This is a genomic window from Caballeronia sp. GAWG1-5s-s, from assembly GCF_023631445.1.
In the GTDB taxonomy this organism is placed as follows: domain Bacteria; phylum Pseudomonadota; class Gammaproteobacteria; order Burkholderiales; family Burkholderiaceae; genus Caballeronia.
Genome location: NZ_JALQDC010000033.1, coordinates 176,936 through 202,975 on the forward strand (window position 1 = coordinate 176,936; position 26,040 = coordinate 202,975).

Sequence of the window (26,040 nt, forward strand, 5' to 3'; positions counted from 1 at the left end):
TGTCGAACAGGGAGCACATCATGGATCGCTTCGAAACCGATGTAATGGACGATTTGATGTACGAAGCCGCGGAAGGCCCGTCGCATCATTCGATGGACGCCTACGACGAGGGCGACGAAGACGGCTACGGCGAAGGCGACTTCGCCGACGAGGGCGACGATGAGTTCCTCGGCCGCGTCGCCGGTCACGCGGCCGGTGCGTTCGACAACTATGACGAATCGGACGACGAATTCCAGATGGCCGACGAAGGCGACGAACTCGACGAATCGGACGAGTTTGACGAATTCGACTCGGGCGACGACCTCGACGCGATGGAAGACGCCGTCGCCGATGCGCTCGACGCCGGCGACAGCGACGAGTTCTTCAAGCGGCTCGGGCGGATCGCGCGCAGTGTCGGGCGGGGCATCGGCAGCGTGGCGCGCACCATCGCGCCGATCGCCAGCATGATTCCGCTGCCGCAGGCGCAGCTGATCGGCCGTATCGCCAATGTCGCCGGGAAGATGCTCGCGGACGGCGCAGACGAGTTCGAGCTGTTCGACGAAATGGTCGATGCGCTCGACGAGGACGAACTGGATGCCGCCGCGCCCGTGCTCGCGGGCTTGGTCGTTCGGCGCGCGTTGCCGGCCGTGACACGTGCGAACCCGCAGGTGCGGCGTGCGGCGGTGCGAACGGTCGCGCGTGCGGTGCGCACCGCGACGCGCAGCCAGGGACCGCAGGCTGCGCGTGCGGTCGCGCGTGTGGTGACGGCGACGCGCCGCATCGCACAACGCCGGCGGGCGTCGCCGCAGACGGCCGTGCAAATCGCGCAGCGCGCGGCGCAGCAGGTCGTGCGCCGGCCGCAGACGGTGCGCCGTCTCGCGCGTCCTCTCGTATCGGCGCAACGGCGCGCGACGCCGCGCGGGCAAGTGGCACGCACCATCGCGCGTACGGTCGCGCCTGCCGCGCGCCGCGTGGCGGCCGCCTCGGGACGCAGGATGCATCGCGGCGGCGGCGCGTGCCCGCACTGCGGCGGCGGACGCCGCCTGCGTCTGCGCGGCCCGGTGACGATCGTCATCCGCGGGTCCCGCTAGCGGCGCGATCTGGCAAACGCAGCGGACGGAGCCCGCCATGAGCAATGTGGAGCGTTTTCTCCAAGCGAAAATCACCGGCCTGACGGCGCGGTTGTCGCGGCTCGCGCGCATCGACAATGCATTCGTCGGGCTGAGGCCGCAGGACATGCCTTATGCGCCGTCGGCAGATCATATTCGCGCGGCAAATTCACGGCTTGCGAGCGTCGAACAGAGAATCCGCGCACGTTCCGCCGAATTGCGCAAGGGCTGGCGGCAACGCCCGCCGCAGCGCGTGCTGATCGACATCGCACTCGTCGAACGTGAGCTCGATCGCGCGCGCCGTCTCTTCGGCATGTTTTACGAAGTCTTCGCGCAACGCGGGACGAGCTTCGGGCCGGCACTCGCGGCGCACGATGTCATCGCGCAGGATTGCTACCGGGCCATCCGCCAGGCTGCACCGCGCATCTTCGACGGTCCGCTGCTCAAGCCGGTGTGCTATCTGGAGCACGGCTATTCGCCCGCGACGATGCGGCGTGGCGTGCAGTTGTCGCGCCTTCTGGGCGAGCCGAACCCGTTTCCGCTGATTCGGATTCCCTGGGACCGTGACCAGCCTTGGCAATCCGTTTTTCTGCATGAAGTGGCGCACAATCTGCAGGCCGATCTCGGCATCTGGCAAGAGAACCGTCAGGCCGTTCTGCGGCGCATTCTCGGTTCGTCGCGCGATCCGCTCGTCGCCACCGTCTACGGACGCTGGCATAAGGAGATTTTCGCGGATCTCGCCGCGCTGCTGCTGGGCGGCCCGGCCGCCGCGTGGGGTATGGCGGATTTCCTCGCGAACCCAGGGCCGCGCAGCATGACGTACCGGCCGGGCAGCGCGCATCCGACGGCCTATCTGCGCGTCTACCTGCTCGCGGAGATGCTGCGGCGCATGGGATTCAGCAAAGACGGGACGCGTCTGCTGCGCGTCTGGCAGGCGATGTACAAGCCTTCGCAGGGGCACCGCATACCGGCTGCGCTGATGAGTAGCGCGCCGCGCGTGATCCCCGACGTCGTCGATGAAATTGCGTTCCAGACGCGGCGCAATCTTGCCCAGCGCGCGCTTGCCGACATCATTCCGTTTCGCCGCGAGAATGAGGACGCGATCCGGGCGGGCGCGCGCCGCCTCGCCGAAGAACGTCCTGCCGAGTTGCCGCCGCGTCATCTCGTGAGCGCGGCACATTATGCGCTCGAAGCCGGCTGTATTGCGCCGCGCCGGCTGGCCGACAACGTCATCGGGCAATTGACGGATCACCTGCGCGAGAAGGCCTCGGAGCCTTCGCACTACAAGACGGCAGCGTGACCAGCAACTAATTTTCTGACGCCAGGACTTGCCAAAGGTAGGTAGCCGCCATGAACGAAACCCCGAACGCCCTCTCGCCGATGCCGGATCGTCAGACTCTCGTCATCGACAACCTCATCCGGCGCGAACTGAAGGTGGGCGATCCGCGCGATCCTCAGGCGATCGCGCAGGCACTGGCAGACCGCTATCAATCCGATGTTCGCGCGCAGGCGATCGAAGGCGAGGCGCAGGGCATGCCGTTTCTGCGTACAACGGTGGCCCGGCCTTCGGCGCCGCCGCCGCTCGCCGCGACCAACATCGATCTGAACCAGGCTCGCCACGACGTTGAAACCGATATCGCGCGTCTGCTCGATGACAACCAGAGCAAGGACATTCGGCCGGAACTGGAAGGCTGGCAGCAGGTGATCGTGCGCTCCATCGATGAGGGCGTGGCGGCCGCGCGCATGTCGATGGACACGCGCCAGCGCGACAAGGCCTTCGCGATGCGACGGCAACTCGGCGACTACGCGCGGCTCGCGCGCATGATCGGCGTGCTGACGCCGGACCTGAATCGCAGCTTTCGCGATCTCGGCCAGAGTCTCGACGAAGTATCGGCCGTGATCCTCGTGCTGATGGGCGAAGCACTGGCGAATCTCGGGTTCGCGGGCGGTCACTTCCTGCTGCAGGCGCCCTTCACCGAGCTTCAAGCGCGTCGCGATGCCGTGCTGAATGCGTTACGCCAGGTCGACGGCGTCGCGGCGATGGTCGGACAGGGAAGCACGTGGCCGCGCGGACTGCAATCGTACCGGCAGCTCGCCGCGATGCTCGAAGCGCGCGGACAGGGCGATCTGCGCTCGCTGCTCGGTGAAGGCGAACTCGCGCGCACCATGGACGAAGTCGTGCAGCTCGCGAGCGGCGGCGGGTCCAGCGGATTGCGGGCGATCGGAGCCACCGCGTGGGGACCGCTCGCGCGGCTCAACCGCTTCGTGCAGTCGACGCTCGGGCAAATCCCGAACGTGTCGCCGGAACTGGCGACACTGCTGGAGGCGCTGCAACTATTCATCGACGGATTCATGCCGGCTGGCGGTTTCCGGCTGCTGCGCGTCGCGCGGCCTTCAGTGCTCAACTACGGGCTGTACGGACCGTCGCCGATCACGCCGGCGGAAAACCGCCTCATGAATGTCGTCAATCATCGCGGCACGCTCGCCCGTCAACTGGATTGCCTGACCGACTGCGCGTGCGACCACGACACGGTGCTCGCCCAGATCGCGCTCGACAAGCTGCTTTACGACATCGACCGCTCGATCGACTTCTACTGTGTAGGCGACGCCGATCTCGGTCTGCCCGAAGCGCGCGCCGCCGCATACAGCTTCCTGATCGACGTGATCGTGGCGTCGAACCCGATCAACGCGAGCGTCCAGGCGAGAGAGCCGTTCTTCGGTCAGATGTGGCCGTTCCGCGGCATCGTGCAGCCGCGCGCGTTCCGCAGCACCGGAATCCGGGTGGCCGGCGTAGCGGGCGTGATTCCCGACGCGGTCATCAATGAACTCGACGCGATCCGCCGCCTCTTGCGCCCGCTCGACGCGACCTACTGGTCGGTCACGACGACGGTGGCGAGCTTTCAGAACATCGTGCAGAACAACCTCAGCTTCATGGGCGGCGCGCCGTCCGCGCTGCGCTTCGTCGACGTCATGCACGAGGAACTCTGCCTGCAGCGGGACAGCGATCTGCAATGGCGTCCGCTCGTCGAGCAGATGACGATCGGCTGCGTGTCCGTCGAAGAGATCTTCGACAGTTCGACGACCGGGCCGGAAGGCATCTTGCCGCTTTTCATCGACCGTGCGCTCGACCTGTTCCGCGAAGCGACGGGCGGCGGCGTCCCCGCTTCGTGCACGCCGCTCGATCCGAGAATTCCGCCGCACTTCGAACAGACGCTCTTCGATCGCCTGTAAGCATTCACGCGTCGCCGGCCGCTTTTGCGGGAGGACATCATGACGATAGACAAATATGGCGGATGGGGAAGGCTTCCTTCGGCCGCCGCGCCGAGCCCGACCATCGCGCAGACGCTCTGCATGGCGCGCATCGAGCAGGACGACAACTTCGAAGCGCTGACGCGGGCCGTCAACGATGCAGGCGACAACATCCGTCTGGCGCTCGCGAATCTGAATCCGAATGTGAGTGTGGCGCTCCCCGGGCCGGTGAGTACGCTGCTCGACGACCTTAAGACGCTGCTCGACACGACGAACCGGAATATCGACTGCGTCGCGCAGGCGATTACCGGGCAGCCGAGTCTCAGCACTATCGCAACGCAAACAGCCGAGTTGCGCCAGTGCGTCTGCGAAGCGGGAGAGCGGGTGCGCCTGCTCGCCGGCATGATGAACCGGCAGGCGGAATGGCCGAGGCATCTTTCCTCTGTCGCGATCAGGGTGATGCTGCATCTGTCGAATTTGCAGCATGCATTGCTTAAGGCAATGGACGAAAAGCCCCCGAAACAGCTGGCCAACACACTCATCGAATACGAAAAATCGTTCGCGAGCGATGTCGGCGGGCGCAACGATATTCCCGCTGGGATTGTGGATGAAATCCGCAAGCTGTATCGCCCAATCTCGCCGAAAGAACCACAAAAGGAGATCAACGAGCGTTTGATCGAATTAGCGCGGGTCGAGCAAACTGTGATCGTCGAGCTGGCCTGATCGACGTGCCCGAGGAGCGGGACCATGAACTTCAATACCACGGAAACCATTCAGCGGCTGTGGGAGTCGTTCCTACAGGAACAGCTCGCGAGCCTGCCGCCCGAACAGCGCGACGCCGCGGCGTCGCAGTTCGAGCAGCGCTTCGCCGAACTGCTTGGCAAGCCCAACGGCGACAGCGGCGAATCGGCGTTCTTCGATCTGATCGGCCTCGGGCAGCAAGGCGTCGTCGGTTTTGACAAGGTCGGCTACGCGTACATCAAGCCGGACTTCGACGATTCCATCGTGCCGAGCCAGTTGCACGCGGCCGCCGAGCTGTACTACATCTATCAGCACGAGCGCATGAAGATCTTCGAGGTCGCCGAGACACTGCTCAAGCTGTTCCGCCTCGGCAAAATGCGCATTCAGCGCGGACCCGGCGCGCGCGGTTTGTATCTGCTCGAAAAGTGGCGTCCGCTGCGTTATACGCGGCAGGACCGCATGGTTGCGTACCGGCGGGCGTTCAATTACGGCACCGCCCCGGCACCCGCAGGCGCAATCGTCAATCGAAACTTCCACCGCCAGCTGCTGGGCTTCATGGTCGCGGTGAGCCAGTACTTCCGCGACCTGATGATCGGCGAAGTGATCCGCGGCGGGCCCATGCTCGAACAGCGGCCGTTCGGCAGCGTCGCGACGGTGCAGCGCATCGGGCTGGATTTGCGCTATGCGCTTGACCGCTCGACCTACGGCAACATCTTCGCGCTGACGATGGAAACGGGCCACTACCTGATTCAGGTGCTGAAGCTCCTCGATGCGCCCGACATCAAGAAGTCCTTCGATGCGAACACGAAGTGGGACGTGGTCGAGATCGTGTCGAACCGCTATCTCGGCGGCGTCGCGGAGCCGTCGCAGCGCGCGAAGATGGCGGAGAGCGGGCGGCGCATTCTTCAGTTCATCGCGGACAACGACTTCAAGACCGCCGTCGATCCGATACTGTTCCAGAGCGTCGTCCGGCCGATGGGCGCGCACGCGGAAGCATGGGTCGCCGCGTATCGCATGACGCCGGAAGGACGTGGCTTCCCCGGCGTGACGCCGGCGCTGCGAGGCGTGCTAGGCGTGCCGCAGCCGGTGGCCGTTTGAGCACGAGTGGCCGACCGGTGAACCATGAGCCATCGGCCGTGTAAGACGTGAGGCAGGAAAGCCATGCACGCATCCGACATGCTGGTTCACGTCCACACGAGGAAGCTCTCGTGTGTGCTCGATCCGGCGCTGATCCTCGCGACGCCGGGCGGCATCAAGTTGGCGCTGCGTCTGACGCACGTCGTCGAGCCGTGGCTCACCCGCACGTTCTGGCAGCTGATCGATTCGAGCGACTGGCTCCGGGCCGTCCTACCGAACGACGACGCGGACGCGTCCGTGGCGCCGCGCAGCGACGTGCTCGGCGCGTGGATCGAGATGCGCGAGCAGACGGATGCCGCGTCGTGGCCGTTTCGCTGGATCGGCGACCGCCTCGCCGAATCGCAGTTGCTCGATCACGCGGATGCCTATCTCATCGAACACTACGAAGCGCTCGCCGACAGTCTCGCCGCCCGCGCCGAACGCGGTCGCGGCAGGCGCCGGATGGACTGGCCCACGCACTGGGACCCGGGCACGGCGAGCATCGACACGCTGCCGCTGTCGGCGGCGCTCGATGCCGCGATGATACTGACCGCGAGGGGCGCGCTGAATGGCGAGGAAGGCGAGCCCACGCTGGTGTCCAGGCTGCGCGAGCTGGACATCATCGTCGAGGAAGCCGACAGCGCGTCGCCCGATTCGCTCTTCGCGGCGGAACGCGCGCTGCTGCGCGAGGCCCTGGCGCAGGCGGGTCTCACAGGCCTGTGCCAGCGCCTGCCGCGGCTCGCCGTCGTGCATGTGACGGCTGAAAGGTGGAACGCCTCATCCGCGGATGAGAACCGTTCGGACGATGCCCGCTCGTCCGACGCGTGGTCCGAAGCGCGGGCGTGGTGGTATCCGGTCTGACTCGGCGGCGGCTCGCGGAAGTCCGCGCGGCACGTCCGTCCGGCCGTCGAAGGGAGCGTGAATCATGCCGAGCGAACTGGCCACAACGCGTGCCGGCACGCCTCGAATCAACACCGACGAACTGGTCGCCGCGGCCGTGATCGGACAGATCGCGCATCCGGTCGGGCGCGCGTCGGCGTATCGCATCGGCTACGACGGCGTGCCGCGTGTGCTGCACGGCACGGGTGGCATTGCGCTGAACAAACGTATCGGCGATGCATGCGTCGGGCTTGCCAGCGATCACACCGAACCGGGCGTCGCGCTACATAACAACGGACGTGAAATCGTCGGTCCGCGCGACGGGCCGAATAATGCGCTGCTCACGTATGCCTGCGTGGGCAATGCGGTGCATGTGATCAGCGGCCCATGCGAGGGACGCATCGGTCTCGTCACGGGCAAGCATGGCGGTGTGAATCACGTGCTCGTCGACTTTCCGACCGAGGTGCTGCGGCGCCTGCGCATCGGCGATCGGATGCAGGTTCACTCCGTCGGTCCCGGCATGCGGCTCACGGAACATCCGGATATCGACGTCTTCAACGCGTCGCCCGCTCTCATCCGGCGCTGGGGCCTCGTCGAGCGCGACGGCAAGCTGGGTGTTCCTGTCACCCATCTCGTGCCGGCGCACGTGATGGGATCGGGACTCGGAAAAAACACCGCATGGCGTGGCGATTACGACATTCAGCTCGCCGACCGGCAGACGCGCGAGCGTTACCGGCTGGGCAGCCTGCGCTTCGGCGACATGGTGGCGATCATGCATGCCGACGCCCGGCGCGGCCCGCTTTTTCGCAGCGGGTTCGTGACGATCGGCGTCGTCGTGCACGGGGATAGTACGGTGAGCGGACACGGACCGGGCGTCACGCCGCTCTTGAGCGGGTCGTTGAGTTCGATCCGGCCGATACACGCGCCGCAGGCCAATCTCGCGGAGATCTTCGACGTGCGCCGCGCGGTGCCGCCGCGCGCACGGCCCACGCTGATCGAGGCGACATCGCCGCGGCCGCGGCGTGGCGATCCTGCGGCCATCACTCATGGAAAGCCCGATCGGGACCGGCATGAACCGTTACGTCGATGAAGGCGCATCGCAGTCGGCCGATGCGCTCCACCGCTTGCGCCTTACTTCGCCACCTGCTCGCGCCACTTATAAGCCTGTTGCCAGCCGAGCAAACGCTTGAGTTTCTCGTTGCTGAGCAGGGTTTCGGATTCCGCCAACTGCTTCTTCACCGGCACGTTCGGATAGAAGCGCTTCAGCAATTCAGCGGTGGGCAGATCGGACGAGACGTCGTCGGCGGCGACGTTCATCACCTGGAATCCCAGACCGTCCTTCTCGATGCCGAGCCGCGCGGCCGTCGCGAGATCGCGTCCGTCGATGTAGCTCCACGCAATGCGCTTTCTCAACGCGGGATTCTCGAGCCACGCCGGGAATTTCTGGTAATCGGCGGGATCGAGCACGTTGCCGATGCGAAAGCAGTAGATATCCGCGCCCGTGCGGGCGTGAAACGCTTTCGCCGTGACTTCGTTGATGACCTTCGACGTGGCATAGCTGTCCATCGGATCCACGGGATACTCTTCGTCCAGCGGGAAGTACACGGGGTCGCGATGCCGGTGCGCGAACACCACGCCGTATGTCGTCTCGCTCGATGCGACGATCACCTTCTTGATGCCGAGTTTCGACGCCGCATCGAGCACGTTGTAGGTGCCCATGACGTTGATGCGAAAGACTTCGTTGTCGGTCGTGACCAGAATGCGCGGAATCGCCGCGAAATGCACGATGGCGTCGATCGGCTTCGGCTCGATGTCGTCGTCGAATTCCTTCGGCGTCGTCGTGGATGCGAGCGCGTTGAAGACCTGTCCCGCGTCGGTGATGTCGGTAATGAGCGTGCGAGCGGTGCCCTTCGCCATGGGCACGCGGTCCACGTTCAGCACCTCATAACCGTGCGCGACCAGATCCTCCACCACCCATTTGCCGGCCAGGCCGCTACCGCCGGTCACAATCACTCGCTTCGTCATGCTGCGCTCCTTTGAATTCGATAAGTGTGTGCGCGCATCGTAGCCGTTCTTGGCGTTCCATTTCTGTGACGCGCGTCATAGCGGCGCGCGAGTTGTTCTACGGGTCATCCCCGATGCCCGACTATGACGCGCGTCACAGATTTGCCGTTTCCAACGCGCCTATGATCGGCCTCAGCCTGAACGGAGGAGCGATCGGTGAGCGCACTATCGTCGAACAAAGCATCGGACAAGCCGCAGCCGCAGTCATCACGCGGGGTGGCACTGCTGCGTGCCTGTCTGCGCATCCGCGAGCTGAACGTACTCTCCGTGGTGTTGCTGGTCGGACTGCTGATCAGCGCGTTCTCGCCGTACTTTCTCACCACCAACAATCTGATGGGCGTGTTCCGCTCATTCTCGCTCGTGGCGCTCATGTCCATCGGCATGATGCTCGTCATCATCACGGGCGGCATCGATCTCTCGGTCGGCTCGGTCATGGGGCTGTCGTCGCTCGTGACGGCGCTCGCTTTTCAGCACGGCATGACGGCGTTCGCCGCGGTTCTGTCGGGGCTCGCGGTCGGCGTGATCGTCGGCGGCTTCAACGGCCTGATGATCACGTGGATACAGTTGCCGCCCTTCATCGCGACGCTCGGCACCTTGTCGATCGGGCGAGGGCTCATGTACATCATCACCAAGGGCGTGCCGGTCACGCCGGACGTGCCGGATGCGTTCACGTTCATCGGGCAGGGGTATATCGGTTTCGTGCCGTTTCCGGTCGTCATCCTGCTCGCGATGACCGGCGTGTTCTCCGTCGTCATGCGTCAGACGCGCTTCGGCCGTCACGTCTACGCGACGGGCGGCAATGAAGTGGCCGCGCGCTTGTCCGGCGTGCGCACCGCCCGCGTGAAATTCGCGGTGTACGTGCTGTCCGGACTGATCGCGTCGATGGCGGGCGTCATCGCGTTCTCGCGCTTCGTGTCGGCGGAACCGGCCTCGGGATTCGGCGCGGAACTGGACGTGATCGCGGCGGCGGCCATCGGCGGCGCGAGTCTTTCGGGCGGCGCGGGCAGCGTCGAAGGCGCGATCATCGGCGCGGCGCTCGCCGGCATCATCACGAACGGCGTGGTGCTTCTCAACATCGATACCTATGCGCAGCAGGCCATTACCGGCTGCGTGATCCTGATTGCGGTGAGCATCGACATATGGCGCGTGCGCCGCAAAGGGCCCTGAATTGAGCCTGATCGACAGAAACCATAACGGGAGACGAAGCATGAAGACCACGCCAAGAATCATCGCGGGCTTGACGCTCGCGCTTTGCACCACGCTCGGCAGCGCTGCGCACGCAAAGGAGGGAAAGGACATATCGGTCGCCGTGATTCCCAAAGTCGCGGTGCCGTTCTTCGACGACTGCAACAAGGGCGCGCAGTCCGCCGCGGACAAGGCCGGCGTCAAGTATCAATGGGTCGTGCCGCAGAACACGCAGGGCTCGACGCAAGTGCAGATCATCGAAGACCTCATCTCGCGTCACGTGGATGGCATCGCCATTTCCGTGAACGAGCCGAAGTCGGTCGAAGGCGTCATCAAGCGGGCCGCGCAAAGCGGCGTTAAGGTCCTCACCTACGATTCGGATTCGCCGAAGAGCGGCCGCTCGATGTACATCGGCACGAACAACGTGCAGGCAGGCGAGACGATGGCCGACACGATGGGCCGTGCGTTGAACGGCAAGGGCGAGGTCGCGATCGTGACGGGGCAGCTCGGCGCGGTGAATCTCAACGAGCGCATCGCCGGCATCAAAAAGGGTCTCGCGAAGTATCCGGGCATCAAGATCGTCGAGACGCAGGGCACGGACGACGACCTCGCGCGTGGCGTGTCCGTTGTCGAGACGACGCTGCGCGCGCATCCGAATCTGAACGGCATCTTCGGCGTGAGTCAGGTCGGGGGCCCGGCGGTCGCGAAGGTGCTCAATACGAAGGAATTCGGCGCGATGAAAGGCAAGCTCGAAGTGCTCGCCTTCGACGACCTCCCGGATACGCTCAAGGGCCTGAGAGATGGCTACATTCAGGGCATCATGGTGCAGCGTCCGGTGACGATGGGCTCGCTCGCGGTTCAGCATCTGGTCGCGCAGATCCAGGGCAAGGAAACGCAGGAGAAGGACATCGACACGGGCGTCACGGTGGTGACGAAGGACAACATCGGCAGCTACACCAAATGACACCCGCCGGCGACCGTACGAAGCCCTTTCTGGAGATGCGCGGCATCTCCAGAACGTTTCCCGGCGTGAAGGCGCTCGACCACGTCGATCTGGCCATCTACAGGGGCGAAGTGCTCGCGCTCGCCGGCGAAAACGGCGCAGGCAAGAGCACGCTCATGAAGGTACTGACAGGCGTGTATGCGCCCGATCCCGGCGGCGTCATCCTCGTCGAAGGTCGCGAAGTGACGATCGCGAACAGCAATCATGCGCGCGCGCTCGGCATCAATATCATCTATCAGGAACTGGCGGTCGTCGAGAATCTGACGGTCGGCGAGAACATCTTTCTGGCGAAGGAGCCGCTCACGCGCTTCGGCCTCATCGATCGCGCGGGCATGCACCGCGAAGCGCGCGAGGTGCTGCAGATGATCGACATGGACGTCGATCCGGCGACGCGCGTGAGCGAACTGAGCGTCGGGCAGCGGCAGATGATCGAGATCGCGAAGGCGCTGTCCGCGCAGTCGAAGGTCATCGTCATGGACGAGCCGACGGCGTCCCTCAGTCATCACGAAACAAGCGTGCTGCTGGGACTCGTCAAGCGATTGCGCGAGCGGGGCATTGCCGTCGTCTACATCTCGCATCGGCTCGAAGAGGTCTTCGAGCTTGCGGATCGCGTGACCGTGCTGCGCGACGGCCGCACGGTCAGCACCATGCCGATCGACCGCGTGACGCGTGAAACGCTCGTGCGTCAGATGGTCGACCGCGAGTTGAGCGAGCTCTATGGCGAGCCGCAATCGCACGCGACCGGCCATCCTGTGCTCGAAGTGCGCGATCTTTCGCTCAGGCAAAGCAAGTCCGCTGATGCGCGCATACGCGATATCAGTTTCACGCTGCATCGCGGCGAAGTGCTCGGCATCGCGGGGCTCGTCGGCTCGGGACGCACCGAGATCATGGAGATGATCTTCGGCATGCGCCCGTCGACTGGCTCGATCCTGATGGAGGGCAAGCCGGTCGCGATCCGCCATCCCCATGATGCGATCCGCGCGGGCATCGGCTTCGTCACCGAGGACCGCAAGGCGCAAGGGCTCGTGCTTGGCATGAGCGTGCGCGAGAACTTCAGCCTCACGCATCTTTCGCGCTATTCGCCGTTCCAGTTCGTGCAGCACGCGCGCGAGCGATCCAGTTGCGCGGAGTACGTGCGCATGCTCGGCATCAAGACGCCGGGCGTCGAGCAGAAAGTGGTGAACCTGAGCGGCGGTAATCAGCAGAAGATCGTCATCGCGAAGTGGGTCGCGCGGCAGCCCAAGGTGCTGATCGTCGATGAGCCCACGCGCGGCATCGATATCGGCGCCAAGGCCGAAGTGCATGCCCTCATTGCGCGGCTCGCGTCGCAGGGCATCGGCGTGATCGTGATCTCGTCGGATCTGCTGGAGGTTCTCGCCGTGAGCGATCGCATTCTGACCGTGCGCGAAGGACGCATTAGCGGCGAATTGCGCCGCGAGGAAGCCACTCAAGAGAAGGTGATGGCGCTTGCCACTGCCTGACAATCACTCATTCAAACGTTAGAGCGAAGCATGGCAAAGATCGTCGTAGTGCATACCGGACCCGTTACTGTCGAGCCGCTCAAGGCGCAATTCGCAGAGCAGTTGCCGGGCGATCGCGTCATCAACATCGTGGACGACAGCCTGCTTACCGATGTGCGCGCAGCAGGACGCCTGACTCCCGAAGTGACCGCGCGTCTCTATGCGTACATGTCCAGCGCGCAGGGCATGGGCGCGGACATCATCCTGAACGCATGCTCATCGGTCGGCGAAGCGACGGATCTGCTTCGCGGCCTCATTCGCACGCCCATTGTCAAAGTGGACGAGTCGATGGCCGAGGAAGCGAGCGCGCTCGGCGCGCGTGTCGGCGTCGTCGCGACGGTGTCGACCACGCTCGAGCCCACCGTACGTCTCATTCGCAGCAAGGCGGCCGAGCACGGACGGCAGGTCGACGTGACCGAATGCATCGCGCAGGGCGCATTCGAGGCGCTGCTCGCCGGCGACGCGGGCCGGCACGACGACATCGTGAAACGCGCGATCATCGAACTGGCCGATCGCGTCGATGTGATCGTGCTGGCGCAAGTGTCGATGGCGCGCCTCGTGCCCGCGCTCGGCTCCTTGGCCGTGCCGGTGCTTTCGAGCCCGCAAAGCGGCGTGGCCGCCGTCAAGCGGGCGCTCGCGAATAACGCTTAAGCCGTCGCGAGCGCGTGCGTTCTGCCGATGAAGCGCGAAACGAACGCGGGCGTCAGTACGATCTTGCGTTCGCGCATGTCGACGAGACCTTCGGCCTTGAGATCGCTGATATGCCGGTTCACCGATTCGCGCGACGTGCCGATGAATTCCGCGAGCTTGTCCTGCGCGATCGGTAAGTCGATGAGAATCGCATCGCCCTGATCGGCGTAGTCGCACGCGACGCCCACTTGTCCCGAGAACATCACGAGGATGTTGGTGAGCCGCTTGCGCACGTCGTGCAGCGAAAGGTTCTCGATCAACTGCTGCGCTTCCTGCCAGCGCAGATAGTGATTGCGCAGCACGAACTGGTTGATGACGTCGTAGCGCGCGAGCAGGTCCTTGAAATCCTGCTTGCGGATGAAGCAGACCATGCTCGGCGCAAGCGTCTGTGCGTGATGCGAATAGTTCGCCTGATTCAGCACGTCGCCATCGCCGAAGATCATGCCGGCCTTCACGAACGCCAGCGTGATTTCCTGACCGTCTTCGGTCAGCCGGTATAGCCTGACGCTGCCGCTCTTGAGCAGATAGACGTGCTCGCTCGACTCATCGGGGCGATACACGATGGTGTTCTTGCGCAGCGTGCGGTGATCGCTGAACGCGGGCATTACCTCGTCGAGGCAATTGCGCTGGATGAGTGAAAGCAGTTCGCTCTTGCCGACAAACCACATTGCCGTCTCCTTGGGGTTGCCTTTCGATCGGCTCTCTTTCCGGGCGCTCGTTCGTAGGCGCATGCGGAGCCGTACTTCAGGACGGCTCATTCTACACACGCAAGCATCGGCAGGTGTCTCATGCCGCGTGCGTTGCACCGCACTTTTTTCCTCGCGAACCAATGGGCGTTATTGCAATGCGACGAGCGCATGCGCCAGCGCGGGCGGGATTGCGTTGCGAAAAATGCTGCAGGCGCGGAATGCCGCTCATGTAGACGAACCCATCCGGCTAAGGGAAAATCCCGACAAGAACATCAGACGTCTGATGTATATTTGACCCCATGACACCTGCGGGAGCCCCATGCGTTTAAGCGTCGAGCGTTCGATGAGCGACAAGATCCAGGAGTCGCTTCTCACGATGATCCGCGAGCGCAAGCTCAAGCCCGGCGACCAGATTCCGACGGAAATCGAGCTGTGCGAGCTGCTGGGCGTGGGGCGTTCGAGCCTGCGCGAAGCGGTCGCGCAAATGATCTCGCATGGACTGCTCGAACGCGTGCAAGGCAGAGGAACGTTCATCAGACAAATTTCGCTCAAGCTGCAAGGCGGCCTGGATGATCTGATGTCCGTGACCGACATGATCAAGAGTGTCGGCGCGGTGCCGTCGACGAGCCGCATCCGCATGGACATCGTCGGGGCATCGGAGAGTCTTGCGGAAAAGCTGGGTATCGAGGCAGGCGACGAATGCGTGCGCATCGAGCGCGTGCGCCGCGCGGACGACGCCATTGCCGCGTACTGCATCGACACTATTCCGAAGACGCTGTTCGATGCCGCGGACGGGGAACTGGGTGAGTCGCTGTTCGGGATGTTCGCGCGTACCGGGCGCCGTTTGTCCCACACGCATACGTCGATACAGCCGACCATCCTCACGCCGCGCGACTTGCCCGAACTGGGCGATGGCTTCGGTCTGTTTCTGCTGCTGGACGAAGTAGATTTCGATCAGAGCGGCGAGCCGCTTTGCTATAGCAACGACTACTACAACACGAGCATCTTCAAGTTCGACCTGGTGCGCAAACGTCGCTGAAGCGTTCCGCTGACCTGCGCGCTCAACACATCGGAGGAGACACCGATGGAGTTCGAAGCATTTACCGCAGCCGCACTTGCCGATTACCTCGGCGGCATCCCCGAAGTGCGCGCGCGGCTGGGCGATCCCGATGACCTCGAGATCGTCGAAGTGGGGGACGGCAATCTCAACTTCGTGTACTTCGTGACCAATGCGAAGGCGCGCGAGCGCAGCGTCGTCGTCAAGCAGGCGCCGCCGTTCCTGCGTCTCGTCGGCAAGAACTGGCCGCTGTCCTGCCAGCGCATGGAGCATGAAGTCGCGGCGTTGCGACGCTTCGGCGCGTTGTGTCCGCAGCATGTGCCGCAGGTCTTTCACGCCGACAGCAAGCGCTTCCTGATGGTCATGCAGCATCTCTCGTCGCATCGCATCTTGCGGCACGGGCTCATGGACGGCGTCAGGTATCCGCTCATGGCCGAGCATTTGTCGACGTATCTCGCGCAGACGCTATTTTTCGGCTCCGATCTCTATCTCGCGCCCGACATCAAGAAGCAGGCCGTGGGCGGCGCCGTGAACGCGGAGTTGTGCAAGATCACCGAAGACCTCGTGTTCACGTTTCCGTTCGAAGACCATCCGTCGAACGTCTACAGCGCGGCCTTGCCGAAGTCCGCGCTCGAACGCCTGCGCACCGACGATGCGTTGCGCCTGGCCGCCGCCGACATGAAATGGGCCTTCATGAATCATGCGGAAACGCTGCTGCACGGCGATCTGCACACCGGCTCGATCATGGTCAACGAACGCGAGACCTATGTCATCGACCCGGAGTTCGCCTTCTACGGGCCGATGGGCTTCGACATCGGCGCGCTGATCGCCAACCTGCTGCTTGCGTATTTCTCGCGCGATTATCACGGCCGCCTCGATGGCGGCGAACCCGGCGCGTATCAGGAATGGCTGCTCGATCAGACGGCGCGCATCTGGAACGGCTTCAGCGCGAAGTTCCTCGCGCTCTGGCGCGATCACGAAAGCCGAAGTGGCCGGCCCTTTATCGGCGGATCGGCGGATAGCCGCGCGGCCGACGCATACCGCGCGCACTTCATGCGGCGGCTTCTGGCGGACACCCTGGGTTTCGCGGGCTGCAAGATGATCCGGCGCATCGTCGGCATGGCGAAGGTCGCGGAAATCACGCGCATTCCCGACGCCGACGTGCGCGCGCAGATCGAAGTGCGCTGCCTGCGCTGCGCCGAAGCGCTCCTCGTGCAGCGCGCCGCTCTGACCGGCATCGAAGATGTCACCCTGCTCGCGCGCGACATGCAGCGCGAGGCCGTCGAACAACGCTGACTGGAGCATGAATGAATTCGCAGCCCTTGTTTCCTGCGCTCGCGCCCACCATCGAGTGGCGTGACGGCAAACTGCTGCTGCTGAACCAGACGCGGCTGCCGCACGAGATCGTGGTGGAGCATGTCGCCGATGCCGCCGCCGTGTGGCGGGCCATCCACGAACTGCGCGTGCGCGGGGCGCCTGCCATCGGCGTCGCGGCGGCATATGGGCTATGCGTCGCGATGCAGGATGCGCGCGCGTTGCCCGTCGCGCGCTTTCGGGCGGAACTGGAACGGCGCGCCGCGTGGCTCGACAGCGCGCGTCCCACGGCGGTCAATCTGAGCTGGAGCCTCAGGCGCATGGTGCGGCGCGTGCGCGAATGCGACGCGCAGGATGGCGCCGCACTCTACGACGTGCTCGTCGACGAAGCGAAGCGCATCCACGAGGAAGACATCGCGCTATGCGAAGGCATCGGCCAGCATGGCATGTCCCTCATCCGGCCGGGCAGCGGCGTGCTCACGCACTGCAATGCAGGCGCGCTCGCGACCACCGGTCTAGGTACGGCGACGGCGCCGATCTACGCGGCGCATCGCGCGGGCGTCGCATTCAACGTCTTTGCCGATGAAACCCGGCCCCTGCTGCAAGGCGCCCGTCTCACGGCGTTCGAGTTGCAGCAGGCGGGCGTCGACGTGACGCTCATCATGGATGGCGCGGCGGCGTCGATCATGTCGCAGGGTCTCGTGGATCTCGTGATCGTCGGGACGGATCGCGTGGCCGCGAACGGCGACTTCGCGAACAAGATCGGCACGCTGGGCCTCGCGATCGCCGCGCGCCACTACGGCATACCGTTCTATGTCGCATGTCCTTCTTCGACGCTGGACTTTTCGACGGCGACGGGCGAGCGCATCGAGATCGAGGAGCGCTCGGGAACCGAGGTCACGCATCTCGCCGGGCAACGGATCGCGCCGGAGAACATCAAGGCGCGCAATCCCGCATTCGACGTGACGCCGCACGCCCTCGTCACCGGCTTTATCACGGAACGGGGCATCGTCGAAGCGCCGTTCGAGCGTTCGCTCAGAAACCTCTTTGCCGCGGAAGGCAACGCGGCATGAACGCGACGGATGAGGACACGCTGCGCCGGGGCATCGTGGAAACGGCGCTCGAAATGGAACGCCTCGGCATCAACCAGGGCACGTCGGGCAATGTCAGCGCGCGTCTGCGCGACGGCTTGCTGATTACGCCGAGCGGCGTTCCGGCACGCGAGCTGGACGCCGCGAGCATCGTGTATCTGCCGCTTCGCGTGCGCGACGACGATGATGTCTTTCGCGTCGAACGGCCTTCGTCGGAATGGCGCATTCATCGCGATCTGCTGCGCGCGCGCCCGGACATGCATGCGGTCGTGCATACGCACTCGACGGCCGCAACGGCGCTCGCCATTCACGGCCGCGATATCCCGGCGGTTCACTACATGGTGGCGGCCGCGGGCGGCGCGTCGATACGCTGCGCGCCGTATGCGCTCTTCGGCACGCAGGCGCTATCGGACCATGCGCTCGCCGCGCTGGAAGGAAGACGCGCGTGTCTGCTCGCGCATCACGGTGTCGTCGCGCTCGGCGCGGATCTCGCGCGCGCCGTGTGGCTCGCGCATGAAGTGGAAGTGCTCGCGAGGCAATATCTGCTCGCGTTGCAGCTTGGCACGCCGCCTATCTTGAGCGACGAGCAGATGGACGACGTGCTGGAACGATTCAAGACGTACGGCAAGCGCAGCAAGGGCGATTGAAACCCCGCGACACGACCTGAAGCTAACTGCAATGAACAACTCATACAAAGGAGACAGTGATGGCCTGGAGTTCTGCACGATTCGATAGTTGGGGAACGTTCGGCAAATCCACCGGGGCGCTGCTGCTTTGCGCCGCCGCGCTCGCGGGATGCAACAAGAGCGAAAACACGTCGTCGGGCAGCAGTGCCGCCAAGAGCGCCAGCGAGAGCGCGAGCGCGCCGGCAAGCGGGCCGGCAAGCGCAGCGGCGAGCGCCCCGGCGGCGGCCGCCGCGAGCGGCGCCAAGCCCAAGATCGGTTTTTCGATCGCGACGTTGAACAACGCGTTCTTCGTGGGGCTAAAGGCCGGCGTCGAGCGCGGCGCGAAGGATCAGAACTTCGACCTCGTGCAAACCAACGCGAACGGCGATGCGCAGCAGCAGGTCAACGATGCGCTCAATCTGCTGAGTCAGGGCGTGACGGCGCTCGTGCTCAATCCGATCGATTCGAAAGCGATCATCCCGGCCGTCGAGAAGGCGAACCAGATGAACATTCCCGTCTTCACGCTCGATCGCGGATCGGATGGCGGCAAGGTGACGTCCTTCGTCGCGTCGGACAACGTCGCGCTCGGCCAGACGGCGGCGAAGTGGATCGCGGAGCAGCTCAAGAAGCGATACGGCTCGGAGAAGGGCAACGTCGTCGACCTGATCGGTCTGGTCGGCACCACGGCGGCGACCGATCGCGAGAAGGGCTTCAGCGACGAGATCGCGAAGTATCCGGACATCAAGGTCGTGGCTCGCCAGGAAGGCGCATTCGATCAGGAGAAGTCGCTCAACGCGATGACCAACATCCTGCAGAAGTATCCGCAAATCGACGCGGTATTCGGCGCCAACGACGACAACACCGTGGGCGCGGAAAAAGCCATCGACAACGCGGGGCGCTACAAGCCGCTCGACGACAAGGCGCACATCATGGTGATCGGCGCGGACGGAACCGCACAGGCCCTCTCCGCGATTCGCGCGGGCAAGCAGGACGCGACCATCTCGCAGAACCCCATCAAGATGGCGGCGAAGTCGTTGCAGTTCATCGCGGACTTCAACGCGAAGAAGGACGTTCCCGCGAATTATGCGTGGCCGACCATGCTCATCGACAAGTCGAACATCGACTCGGACGCGGTCAAGCAGTACGGCCTGTGGTCCGAAGAAGTGAAGCAGTAAGGCCAACCGGCGGCCGCGCTTGCTTCAGGGCGCGCGGCCGCGAGCGGAATGCGAACATGACAGTCGAAACCGAACCGCGCACGCGCGCGCCTTCGAGCACGAAGGCGCCGCTTCTGCGCATGCAGGGCATCGTCAAGAGCTTTCCCGGCGTGAAGGCGCTGCGCGGCGTGAGTCTGGAATTGCAGGCCGGACATGTGATGGCGATCGTCGGCGAGAACGGCGCGGGCAAGTCGTCGCTCGTGAAGACGCTTTCGGGCGCTTACGAGCCGGACGAAGGCGACATCGAGATCGACGGCAAGCCGCTTGCGCGCGGCACGAACGCCGCCATCGACGCCGGTGTTGCCGTCATCTACCAGGAGCTTTCGCTCATCAACGACATGACGGTCGCGGAGAACCTGTTTCTCGGCCGCATGCCCGCGAGCAAAGGCTTCGTGAAGCAACGCGAGGCGCATGCGATGGCGCGCGAGGCGCTCGCGCGCGTGGGGCTCGACGACGTGGCGCCGTGGATGCGCCTCGGCGATCTCCCGCTCAACAAGCGGCAACTCGTGGAAGTCGCCAAGGCTATCGCACGCGACGCGCGCATTCTCGTGATGGACGAGCCGACCGCCGCGCTGCAAAGCCACGACATCGAGAACCTGTATGCGGTCGTGCGGCGCCTGCGCGAAGAAGGACTTGGCATTATCTTCATCTCGCACCATCTTGAAGAAGTGTTCGAGCTGGCGGATTCGGCAGTCGTGATGCGCGATGGCGCGACCGTGGGCGCGCGTCCCATGTCGCAATGGACCGAAGCCGAACTCGTGCAGGCGATGGTCGCGCGCAATCTCGAATCGTTCTATCCGTGGGAGCCGCGCGATTATGGGGAGGTCGTGCTGGAAGTGCGCAACCTCGCAAGCGCGCCTCTGCTGCGCAACGCGAGCTTCACGGTACGCGCGGGCGAGATCGTCGGCATCGCGGGCATTGCGGGCGCGGGGCGCACGGAACTGCTGAAGACCATCTTCGGCGCGCTGCCCGCCACGCATGGCGAGATCTTCGTGAAGGGCAGGAAGGTCTCGAATCATTCGCCGACCGAAGGCGTTCGTCACGGGCTCGTCTATACGTCGGAAGATCGCAAGCTCGAAGGGCTCGTGCTGGACGCAAGCATCGAAGAGAACATTGCGCTGTCGAGTCTCAGGGCGCTCGCGAGTGGCGGCTTCGTGCGCGGCGCGAGAAAGCGCAAGCTCGCGCAGGACGCGAGTACGCGCTTCGGCGTGCGCGCCTCCTCGGTGCTGCAAATCACGGGCACGCTCTCGGGCGGCAATCAGCAGAAGGTCATTCTCGGACGCGCCACCGCGACGAATCCCGCCGTCATCATGCTCGACGAACCGACGCGCGGCATCGACGTGGGCGCGAAGACCGAGATCTACGCGCATATGGTGGCGATGGCCCGCGCGGGCGCGGCGGTCGTCATGGTCAGCTCGGAACTGCCGGAACTGCTCGGCATGTCGGATCGCGTGCTGGTGATGTATCGCGGCAGCATCGTGACTGAAATACCGCGCGACAAGGCGGACTCCGAAACGGTGATTCAATGGGCAACGACAGGAGCAGGGGCATGACATCCACGGCAGCCAACCGGGCGGACACCGAAGCGCTGTCGCGCCGCGTGATCCGTCAACTGAGAAGCGGCATCGGGCCATTGTTCGCGGCGCTCGTCATCATCTGCGTCGCGTTGTCGATTGCATCGCCGGAATTCCTCACGACGAGCACGCTCACCAACATCATGGTGCAGGTGTCCGTCGTGGGCATCGCGGCGGTCGGCGGCACCTTCGTCATCATCACGTCGGGCATCGATCTCTCGGTCGGATCGCTCGTCGCGCTGAGCGGCATGGTCGCCGCGACCTTCATGGCGGGATCGAGCCCGGATGCGGTCGGGCTCGGCATAGGCGGGCTCTTCATCGCGCTGGCGACGGGCGCGGCGGTCGGGGCGATCAACGGCTTCGCCATCTCCTGGCTGCGACTCGTGCCGTTCATCGTGACGCTCGCCGCAATGGCAATGGCACGCGGTCTGACGCTTGCCATCTCGGACGGCCGCACGAAGTTCGACTTTCCGAACGCGTTCACCGTGTTCGGCGCGAAGGCTATCGCGGGCCTGCCCATGCCGATGATCGTGATGCTCGTCGTGTTCGTCATCGGCCACGTATTGCTGCGCAAGACCACGTTCGGTCATCAGGTGTTCGCGGTCGGCGGCAATCAGGAGGCCGCGCGGCTCGCGGGCATTCCGGTGCGGCGCGTCGTGTTTCTCACGTACATGCTCGCCGGCGTCACGGCGGCGATCGCGGGCATCGTGCTCGCGGGACGGCTGAATTCCGCGCTGCCGTCGGCGGCGAACGGTCTCGAACTTCAGGTCATCGCGGCCATCGTGATCGGCGGCACGTCGCTCGCAGGAGGGCGCGGCTCGATCGTCGGCACGTTCATCGGCGTCGTGCTGATCGGGGTAATCAACGTCGGCCTGTCGCTGCTGGGCGTGAACCCGTTCTGGACGCAATTCATTCAGGGTGGCGTGATCTTCGCCGCGGTCCTGCTGGATGCACTGAGCCAGCGACGCAAGCTGTGACACGCGCGACCTCAACCAATACGCAGGACATCGAGAGACAAACCAAGGAGACACGCGAAGATGAAGAAGATCATCAACAACCCGGAAACCTTCGTCGATGAGATCATCGACGCGCTCTTGCTTGCGCATCCGAAATGGATCAAGGCAGCCAATGCCGACAAGCGCGCGCTCGTTCGCGCGGATGCGCCCCGCGAAGGCCGCGTAGGCATCGTGACCGGCGGCGGATCGGGCCACATGCCGGGTTTTCTCGGCTACGTGGGCGAAGGCTTGTGCGGCGGCGTGGCGGTGGGCAACGTGTTCTCGTCGCCATCGTCGGAACAGATTCTGGAGGCCACCAAAGGCGTGAACGGTGGCGCGGGCGTGCTCTACGTGTACGGCAACTATGGCGGCGACGTGCTGAATTTCGATCTCGCGTCGGACCTCGCGGATGCCGAGGGGATCGAAGTGAAGACCGTCGTGCTGACCGATGACGTCGCATCGGCGCCGAAGGAGCGCGCGTCCGACCGGCGCGGCGTCGCAGGCATGGTGTTCGCGTTCAAGTGCGCGGGCGCGGCGGCCGAACGCGGCGACTCGCTCGAAGAAGTGGCCCGCATCTGCGCGAAAGCCAATGCGAACTGCCGCACCATGGGCGTCGGGCTTTCGCCGACCATCCTGCCCGCGGCCGGCAAGCCCACCTTCACGCTGCCGGATGGCGAGATGGAGATCGGCATCGGCATCCACGGCGAACCGGGAACGCATCGCGGCGCGCTGCAGTCGGCCGATGCCATCGCCGAGAATCTGATGCGCCAGATTCTCGACGATCTCGCGGCACCGAAGGGCTCGCGGCTTGCGCTGCTCGTCAACGGTCTGGGCGCGACGCCGCTCGAAGAGCTGTATCTGCTGTATCGGCGCGCGTCGCAAATGGCCGAGGGCGATGGCCTGTCGATCGCGTGGTCGTACGTTGGCGAATACGTGACGAGTCTGGAAATGGCGGGGGCATCGATCACCGTCATGCTGCTCGACGATGAACTCGAAGCGCTGCTCGCCGCACCGGTGCATTCGCCCTTCTTTCGCGAAGGTACGCGCGCATAATCGGGAAACCTAAATGATTACGACGAGACAAATGCGGGATCTGTTGTCCCACGCATTGAGTGAGCTTCCGTCTCATGCCGACGAGCTACGCGATCTCGATGCCGCGCTCGGCGACGGCGATCTCGGCATCACCGTGCGCGCGGGGTCGGAAGCGGTTGTCAGGGCAATCGGCGCGCTGCCGGACGAGGCCACGCTCGGCGACGTGCTCCTCGCCGCAGGGAAGGCGTTTTCGACGGCCAATCCGTCGACATTCGCGGCGTTGGTGGGCGGCGGCCTGCTTGCCGCCGCGAAGACGGTGCAGGGTAAGGATGCATTGGGACGCGACGAGGCGCTCGCCATCGGGCGGGCGGTGGCGTCACGCATTACCGAGCGTGGCAAGAGCAAGATCGGCGACAAGACCGTGCTCGATGCGCTGGCCCCGAGCCTCGACGTGCTGGAGGCATCGCAAGGAAGCGCGGCCGAGACGCTCGACGCGATGATCGCCACGGCGAGCGAACGCGTCGTGGAAACGGCGAAGATGCAGTCGCAGAAGGGCCGCGCGGCGTGGGTGCAGGAACGGAGCATCGGCCATCCGGATCCCGGCGCGACGGCCTATGTGCGGTTTCTGGAAGCGTTGCGCAGGGCGGTCGATTCAGGCGCGCCGGCGTGAGCGCGGGGCGTCCGTCCCGCGCCCGTGAACGCTACCTGTGAGAGAGCGCGCGCGCCGATTGCAGAAGGTCGTCGAGCATGGCCTGCCGGCGGTCCGGCGTCGTGTCGCGGCCTGTCATGAAGCAGAGCGCCGCGACCGGCGTTCCGGCGCGATCGCGAACGGGCGCGGCCATGCATAGGCGAAACGCGTTCGAGAGTCCCTCGGTGCAGCAGTAGCCCAAGTCGCGCGCAAGCTCTACATCGCGCATGAATGCCTGAAAGTCGATACGAACGCCGTTGTCCAGAACGAAGTCTTCCTGCGGAATCAACGCGCGGATCTCGTCGGCGTTCATGTGGCCGAGCAGAAGGCGTCCGGTCGCGGTCCACGGAATCGGTACTCTCACGCCGATGTCCGAACTGATGTTGAAAGGGCGCGCGCTATTCTCGGATAGAACGACGGTGTACTTGTTACCCTCCAGCATGCACAACTGCGCGGTTTCCTCGTGCTTGCGCACCAGCGCGAGAATCGACTGATGCGCGCGGCTGATCAGGTCGTTGTGCGTTGCGTAGTCGGAGCCGTAGTAATGCATCTCCCGTCCGAAGAAGACGCTGCCGTCGGCGGTGCTTTCCAGCCAGCCGACTTCGGCGAGAATCGCGACGAGTTCATAGATGCTCGATCGCGGAGCGCCGGTCGCTTCGATCAGCTCGCGAATCGACATCGGGCGCTGCGCAATGTGCAGTTGCCTGAACATTGCGATCACGCGATCCACGCCCCGGGCGCGCGACGATTCCATCACAGCCATTCATCCGCTCCGTCGTGCGTCAATGATCGAGCACCCGATGCAGAAACTGCCGGGTGCGCTCGTTCGACGGATTGACGAAGATCTGCTCGGGATCGCCTTGCTCCGCGATCACGCCCTTGTCCATGAACACCACGCGATCGGCGGTCTTGCGCGCAAATCCCATCTCGTGAGTGACCACGACCATCGTCATTCCGTCGCGCGCGAGACCGCGCATCACGTCGGTGACTTCCCCGACAAGTTCGGGATCGAGCGCAGAGGTCGCTTCATCGAAGAACATGATGCCGGGCTCGACGGCAAGCGCCCGGGCAATGGCGACGCGCTGTTGCTGTCCCCCGGACAACTGGCTCGGATAATGATCCGCGCGCTCAGCGAGCCCCACGCGATCGAGCACGTCCATCGCGCGCTTGCGTGCATCGGCGGGACTCATCTTGCGCGCCTTGATCAACGCGAGCGTGACATTGCCGAGCGCGGTCTTGTGCGGAAACAGATTGAATTGCTGGAACACCATGCCGACGTGACCGCGAATGTCGCGCGCGCGTTTCGGGTCGTGCAGCGGAACTTCGTTGACCCAGACTTCGCCGGAATCCGCCGTTTCGAGGCCCGCCATGATGCGCAGCACCGTGCTCTTGCCCGAGCCCGATGCGCCGATGAGCACGAGGACTTCACCCGCACGCACGTCGATATTGATTTCGTCGAGCACGCGCGTTGCGCCGAATGCCTTGCTGACGCGCGTGAGCGCAATGACGGGCTTGTTCTGGCTTTGCTCGCTCACGAGAGTCTCCTGCGGTCATGGTGGCGCACCCACTGCGAAAGCGGGAAGCACACGACGAAGTAAATGACTGCGACGAGCCCGTAGATTTCGACGGGCTTGCCGATCCGGTCGACAATAGCCTGTCCGCCGTGCATGAGTTCCGACATGCCGATCATGCTGACGATGGACGTGTCTTTGATGAGCGACAGATACTGTCCGACGAGCGGCGGCAGCACGATTCTTCCGGTCTGCGGCAGCACGACGGTGCTGAAGGTCTGCATGCGCGACAGTCCGAGGATCTGCGAGACTTCCCACTGGCCCCTCGGCACCGCCTCGATTCCCGAGCGGAACACTTCGGCGATATAGGCGCCCTGATAAACGCTCAGACCGATGACGCCGGCCGCGAACACGTCGATCGCATAGCCGAAGTAAGAGACGCCGAAGTAGATGAACATCAGCGTGATGAGAACCGGCGTGCCGCGAAAGAGCTCGATGTAGACCTTGGCGGCGCGATCCGTGGCCCACGGCCCAAACGTTCGCAGCACGGCGGCGAGAAGGCCGATCAGCGTGCTCCCGATGATGGCCGCGACCGACAGCAGCAATGTCGTCACGAGACCCTGCAACAGGATCGACAGACTGGTACCCAACAATTCGAGTGACATGATCCGGCTC

General features: G+C 64.5%; 25 protein-coding genes. 20 read left to right on the forward strand and 5 right to left on the reverse strand.

The window, feature by feature from the left end:
- Positions 1 to 20 precede the first annotated feature (20 nt).
- From NCR34_RS25025 to NCR34_RS25055, 7 genes are all read left to right on the forward strand, one after another.
- The gene (locus NCR34_RS25025) at positions 21 to 1,070 is read left to right on the forward strand and encodes a flagellar biosynthesis protein FlhF (protein WP_248323848.1); all 1,050 of its coding nucleotides are present in this window, start codon (positions 21 to 23) and stop codon (positions 1,068 to 1,070) included.
- Positions 1,071 to 1,107: 37 nt separating this feature from the next.
- On the forward strand, positions 1,108 to 2,388 hold the full coding sequence (locus NCR34_RS25030; protein ID WP_248323849.1) for a hypothetical protein: 1,281 nt from the start codon (positions 1,108 to 1,110) through the stop codon (positions 2,386 to 2,388).
- Positions 2,389 to 2,438: 50 nt separating this feature from the next.
- Positions 2,439 to 4,319: a hypothetical protein gene (locus tag NCR34_RS25035; protein ID WP_248323850.1), complete on the forward strand. Its 1,881-nt coding sequence runs from the start codon at positions 2,439 to 2,441 to the stop codon at positions 4,317 to 4,319.
- 39 nt (positions 4,320 to 4,358) lie between these two features.
- Complete coding sequence (locus tag NCR34_RS25040) at positions 4,359 to 5,060, forward strand: hypothetical protein (protein WP_248323851.1); 702 nt, start codon at positions 4,359 to 4,361, stop codon at positions 5,058 to 5,060.
- Between the two features lie 24 nt (positions 5,061 to 5,084).
- Positions 5,085 to 6,176 (forward strand): hypothetical protein, encoded by a 1,092-nt coding sequence (locus tag NCR34_RS25045; protein ID WP_244851529.1) that lies wholly within the window; start codon positions 5,085 to 5,087, stop codon positions 6,174 to 6,176.
- Positions 6,177 to 6,239: 63 nt separating this feature from the next.
- Positions 6,240 to 7,055 carry a hypothetical protein gene (locus NCR34_RS25050; RefSeq protein ID WP_248323852.1) on the forward strand — a complete coding sequence of 272 codons (816 nt, stop codon included), beginning with the start codon at positions 6,240 to 6,242 and terminating at the stop codon, positions 7,053 to 7,055.
- Between the two features lie 64 nt (positions 7,056 to 7,119).
- Entirely contained in the window at positions 7,120 to 8,163 is a 1,044-nt protein-coding gene (locus NCR34_RS25055; RefSeq protein WP_248323853.1) for a DUF4438 domain-containing protein, read from the forward strand.
- A 41-nt stretch (positions 8,164 to 8,204) separates the two neighbouring features.
- Here the strand turns inward: NCR34_RS25055 and NCR34_RS25060 are convergent, their stop codons facing one another.
- Entirely contained in the window at positions 8,205 to 9,098 is an 894-nt protein-coding gene (locus NCR34_RS25060; RefSeq protein WP_206469995.1) for an NAD-dependent epimerase/dehydratase family protein, read from the reverse strand.
- A gap of 195 nt (positions 9,099 to 9,293) precedes the next feature.
- Between NCR34_RS25060 and NCR34_RS25065 the strand changes: the two genes are divergently transcribed.
- Genes NCR34_RS25065 through NCR34_RS25080 form a run of 4 tightly spaced genes read left to right on the forward strand, consistent with a single transcriptional unit; the run spans position 9,294 to position 13,496 of the window.
- Complete coding sequence (locus NCR34_RS25065) at positions 9,294 to 10,304, forward strand: ABC transporter permease (RefSeq protein ID WP_371747481.1); 1,011 nt, start codon at positions 9,294 to 9,296, stop codon at positions 10,302 to 10,304.
- Positions 10,305 to 10,344: 40 nt separating this feature from the next.
- Entirely contained in the window at positions 10,345 to 11,286 is a 942-nt protein-coding gene (locus NCR34_RS25070) for a sugar-binding protein (RefSeq protein WP_248323854.1), read from the forward strand.
- Positions 11,283 to 12,806: a sugar ABC transporter ATP-binding protein gene (locus NCR34_RS25075; protein ID WP_248323855.1), complete on the forward strand. Its 1,524-nt coding sequence runs from the start codon at positions 11,283 to 11,285 to the stop codon at positions 12,804 to 12,806. Before NCR34_RS25070 ends, NCR34_RS25075 begins: the two co-directional genes overlap by 4 nt.
- 30 nt (positions 12,807 to 12,836) lie before the next feature.
- Entirely contained in the window at positions 12,837 to 13,496 is a 660-nt protein-coding gene (locus NCR34_RS25080) for an aspartate/glutamate racemase family protein (RefSeq protein WP_248323856.1), read from the forward strand.
- Here the strand turns inward: NCR34_RS25080 and NCR34_RS25085 are convergent.
- A complete protein-coding gene (locus tag NCR34_RS25085) occupies positions 13,493 to 14,203 on the reverse strand; it encodes a Crp/Fnr family transcriptional regulator (protein WP_248323857.1) in 711 nt (236 codons plus the stop codon). The genes NCR34_RS25080 and NCR34_RS25085 overlap by 4 nt on opposite strands.
- A 364-nt stretch (positions 14,204 to 14,567) precedes the next feature.
- On the opposite strand from NCR34_RS25085, the gene NCR34_RS25090 reads away from it, so the two are divergent.
- Genes NCR34_RS25090 through NCR34_RS25130 form a run of 9 tightly spaced genes read left to right on the forward strand, consistent with a single transcriptional unit; the run spans position 14,568 to position 23,836 of the window.
- Entirely contained in the window at positions 14,568 to 15,263 is a 696-nt protein-coding gene (locus NCR34_RS25090; RefSeq protein ID WP_244140150.1) for a GntR family transcriptional regulator, read from the forward strand.
- 45 nt (positions 15,264 to 15,308) lie between these two features.
- A complete protein-coding gene (gene mtnK, locus NCR34_RS25095) occupies positions 15,309 to 16,577 on the forward strand; it encodes an S-methyl-5-thioribose kinase (RefSeq protein ID WP_248323858.1) in 1,269 nt (422 codons plus the stop codon).
- Positions 16,578 to 16,588: 11 nt separating this feature from the next.
- Complete coding sequence (gene mtnA / locus NCR34_RS25100; protein WP_248323859.1) at positions 16,589 to 17,668, forward strand: S-methyl-5-thioribose-1-phosphate isomerase; 1,080 nt, start codon at positions 16,589 to 16,591, stop codon at positions 17,666 to 17,668.
- Positions 17,665 to 18,333: a class II aldolase/adducin family protein gene (locus NCR34_RS25105; protein ID WP_248323860.1), complete on the forward strand. Its 669-nt coding sequence runs from the start codon at positions 17,665 to 17,667 to the stop codon at positions 18,331 to 18,333. Before mtnA ends, NCR34_RS25105 begins: the two co-directional genes overlap by 4 nt.
- A 59-nt stretch (positions 18,334 to 18,392) precedes the next feature.
- Positions 18,393 to 19,526: a sugar ABC transporter substrate-binding protein gene (locus tag NCR34_RS25110; RefSeq protein WP_248323861.1), complete on the forward strand. Its 1,134-nt coding sequence runs from the start codon at positions 18,393 to 18,395 to the stop codon at positions 19,524 to 19,526.
- Positions 19,527 to 19,582: 56 nt separating this feature from the next.
- On the forward strand, positions 19,583 to 21,118 hold the full coding sequence (locus NCR34_RS25115) for a sugar ABC transporter ATP-binding protein (RefSeq protein WP_248323862.1): 1,536 nt from the start codon (positions 19,583 to 19,585) through the stop codon (positions 21,116 to 21,118).
- Positions 21,115 to 22,116: an ABC transporter permease gene (locus NCR34_RS25120; RefSeq protein ID WP_248323863.1), complete on the forward strand. Its 1,002-nt coding sequence runs from the start codon at positions 21,115 to 21,117 to the stop codon at positions 22,114 to 22,116. The genes NCR34_RS25115 and NCR34_RS25120 overlap by 4 nt, the downstream gene beginning before the upstream one ends.
- 60 nt (positions 22,117 to 22,176) lie before the next feature.
- A complete protein-coding gene (locus NCR34_RS25125) occupies positions 22,177 to 23,187 on the forward strand; it encodes a dihydroxyacetone kinase subunit DhaK (RefSeq protein ID WP_248323864.1) in 1,011 nt (336 codons plus the stop codon).
- A gap of 13 nt (positions 23,188 to 23,200) precedes the next feature.
- The gene (locus NCR34_RS25130; protein ID WP_248323865.1) at positions 23,201 to 23,836 is read left to right on the forward strand and encodes a DAK2 domain-containing protein; all 636 of its coding nucleotides are present in this window, start codon (positions 23,201 to 23,203) and stop codon (positions 23,834 to 23,836) included.
- A 31-nt stretch (positions 23,837 to 23,867) separates the two neighbouring features.
- Here the strand turns inward: NCR34_RS25130 and NCR34_RS25135 are convergent, their stop codons facing one another.
- Genes NCR34_RS25135 through NCR34_RS25145 form a run of 3 tightly spaced genes read right to left on the reverse strand, consistent with a single transcriptional unit; the run spans position 23,868 to position 26,030 of the window.
- Complete coding sequence (locus NCR34_RS25135; RefSeq protein WP_248323866.1) at positions 23,868 to 24,617, reverse strand: IclR family transcriptional regulator; 750 nt, start codon at positions 24,615 to 24,617, stop codon at positions 23,868 to 23,870.
- Positions 24,618 to 24,636: 19 nt separating this feature from the next.
- Complete coding sequence (locus NCR34_RS25140) at positions 24,637 to 25,389, reverse strand: amino acid ABC transporter ATP-binding protein (RefSeq protein ID WP_250501227.1); 753 nt, start codon at positions 25,387 to 25,389, stop codon at positions 24,637 to 24,639.
- Entirely contained in the window at positions 25,386 to 26,030 is a 645-nt protein-coding gene (locus tag NCR34_RS25145) for an amino acid ABC transporter permease (RefSeq protein WP_248323868.1), read from the reverse strand. Before NCR34_RS25145 ends, NCR34_RS25140 begins: the two co-directional genes overlap by 4 nt.
- Between the last annotated feature and the right edge of the window lie 10 nt (positions 26,031 to 26,040).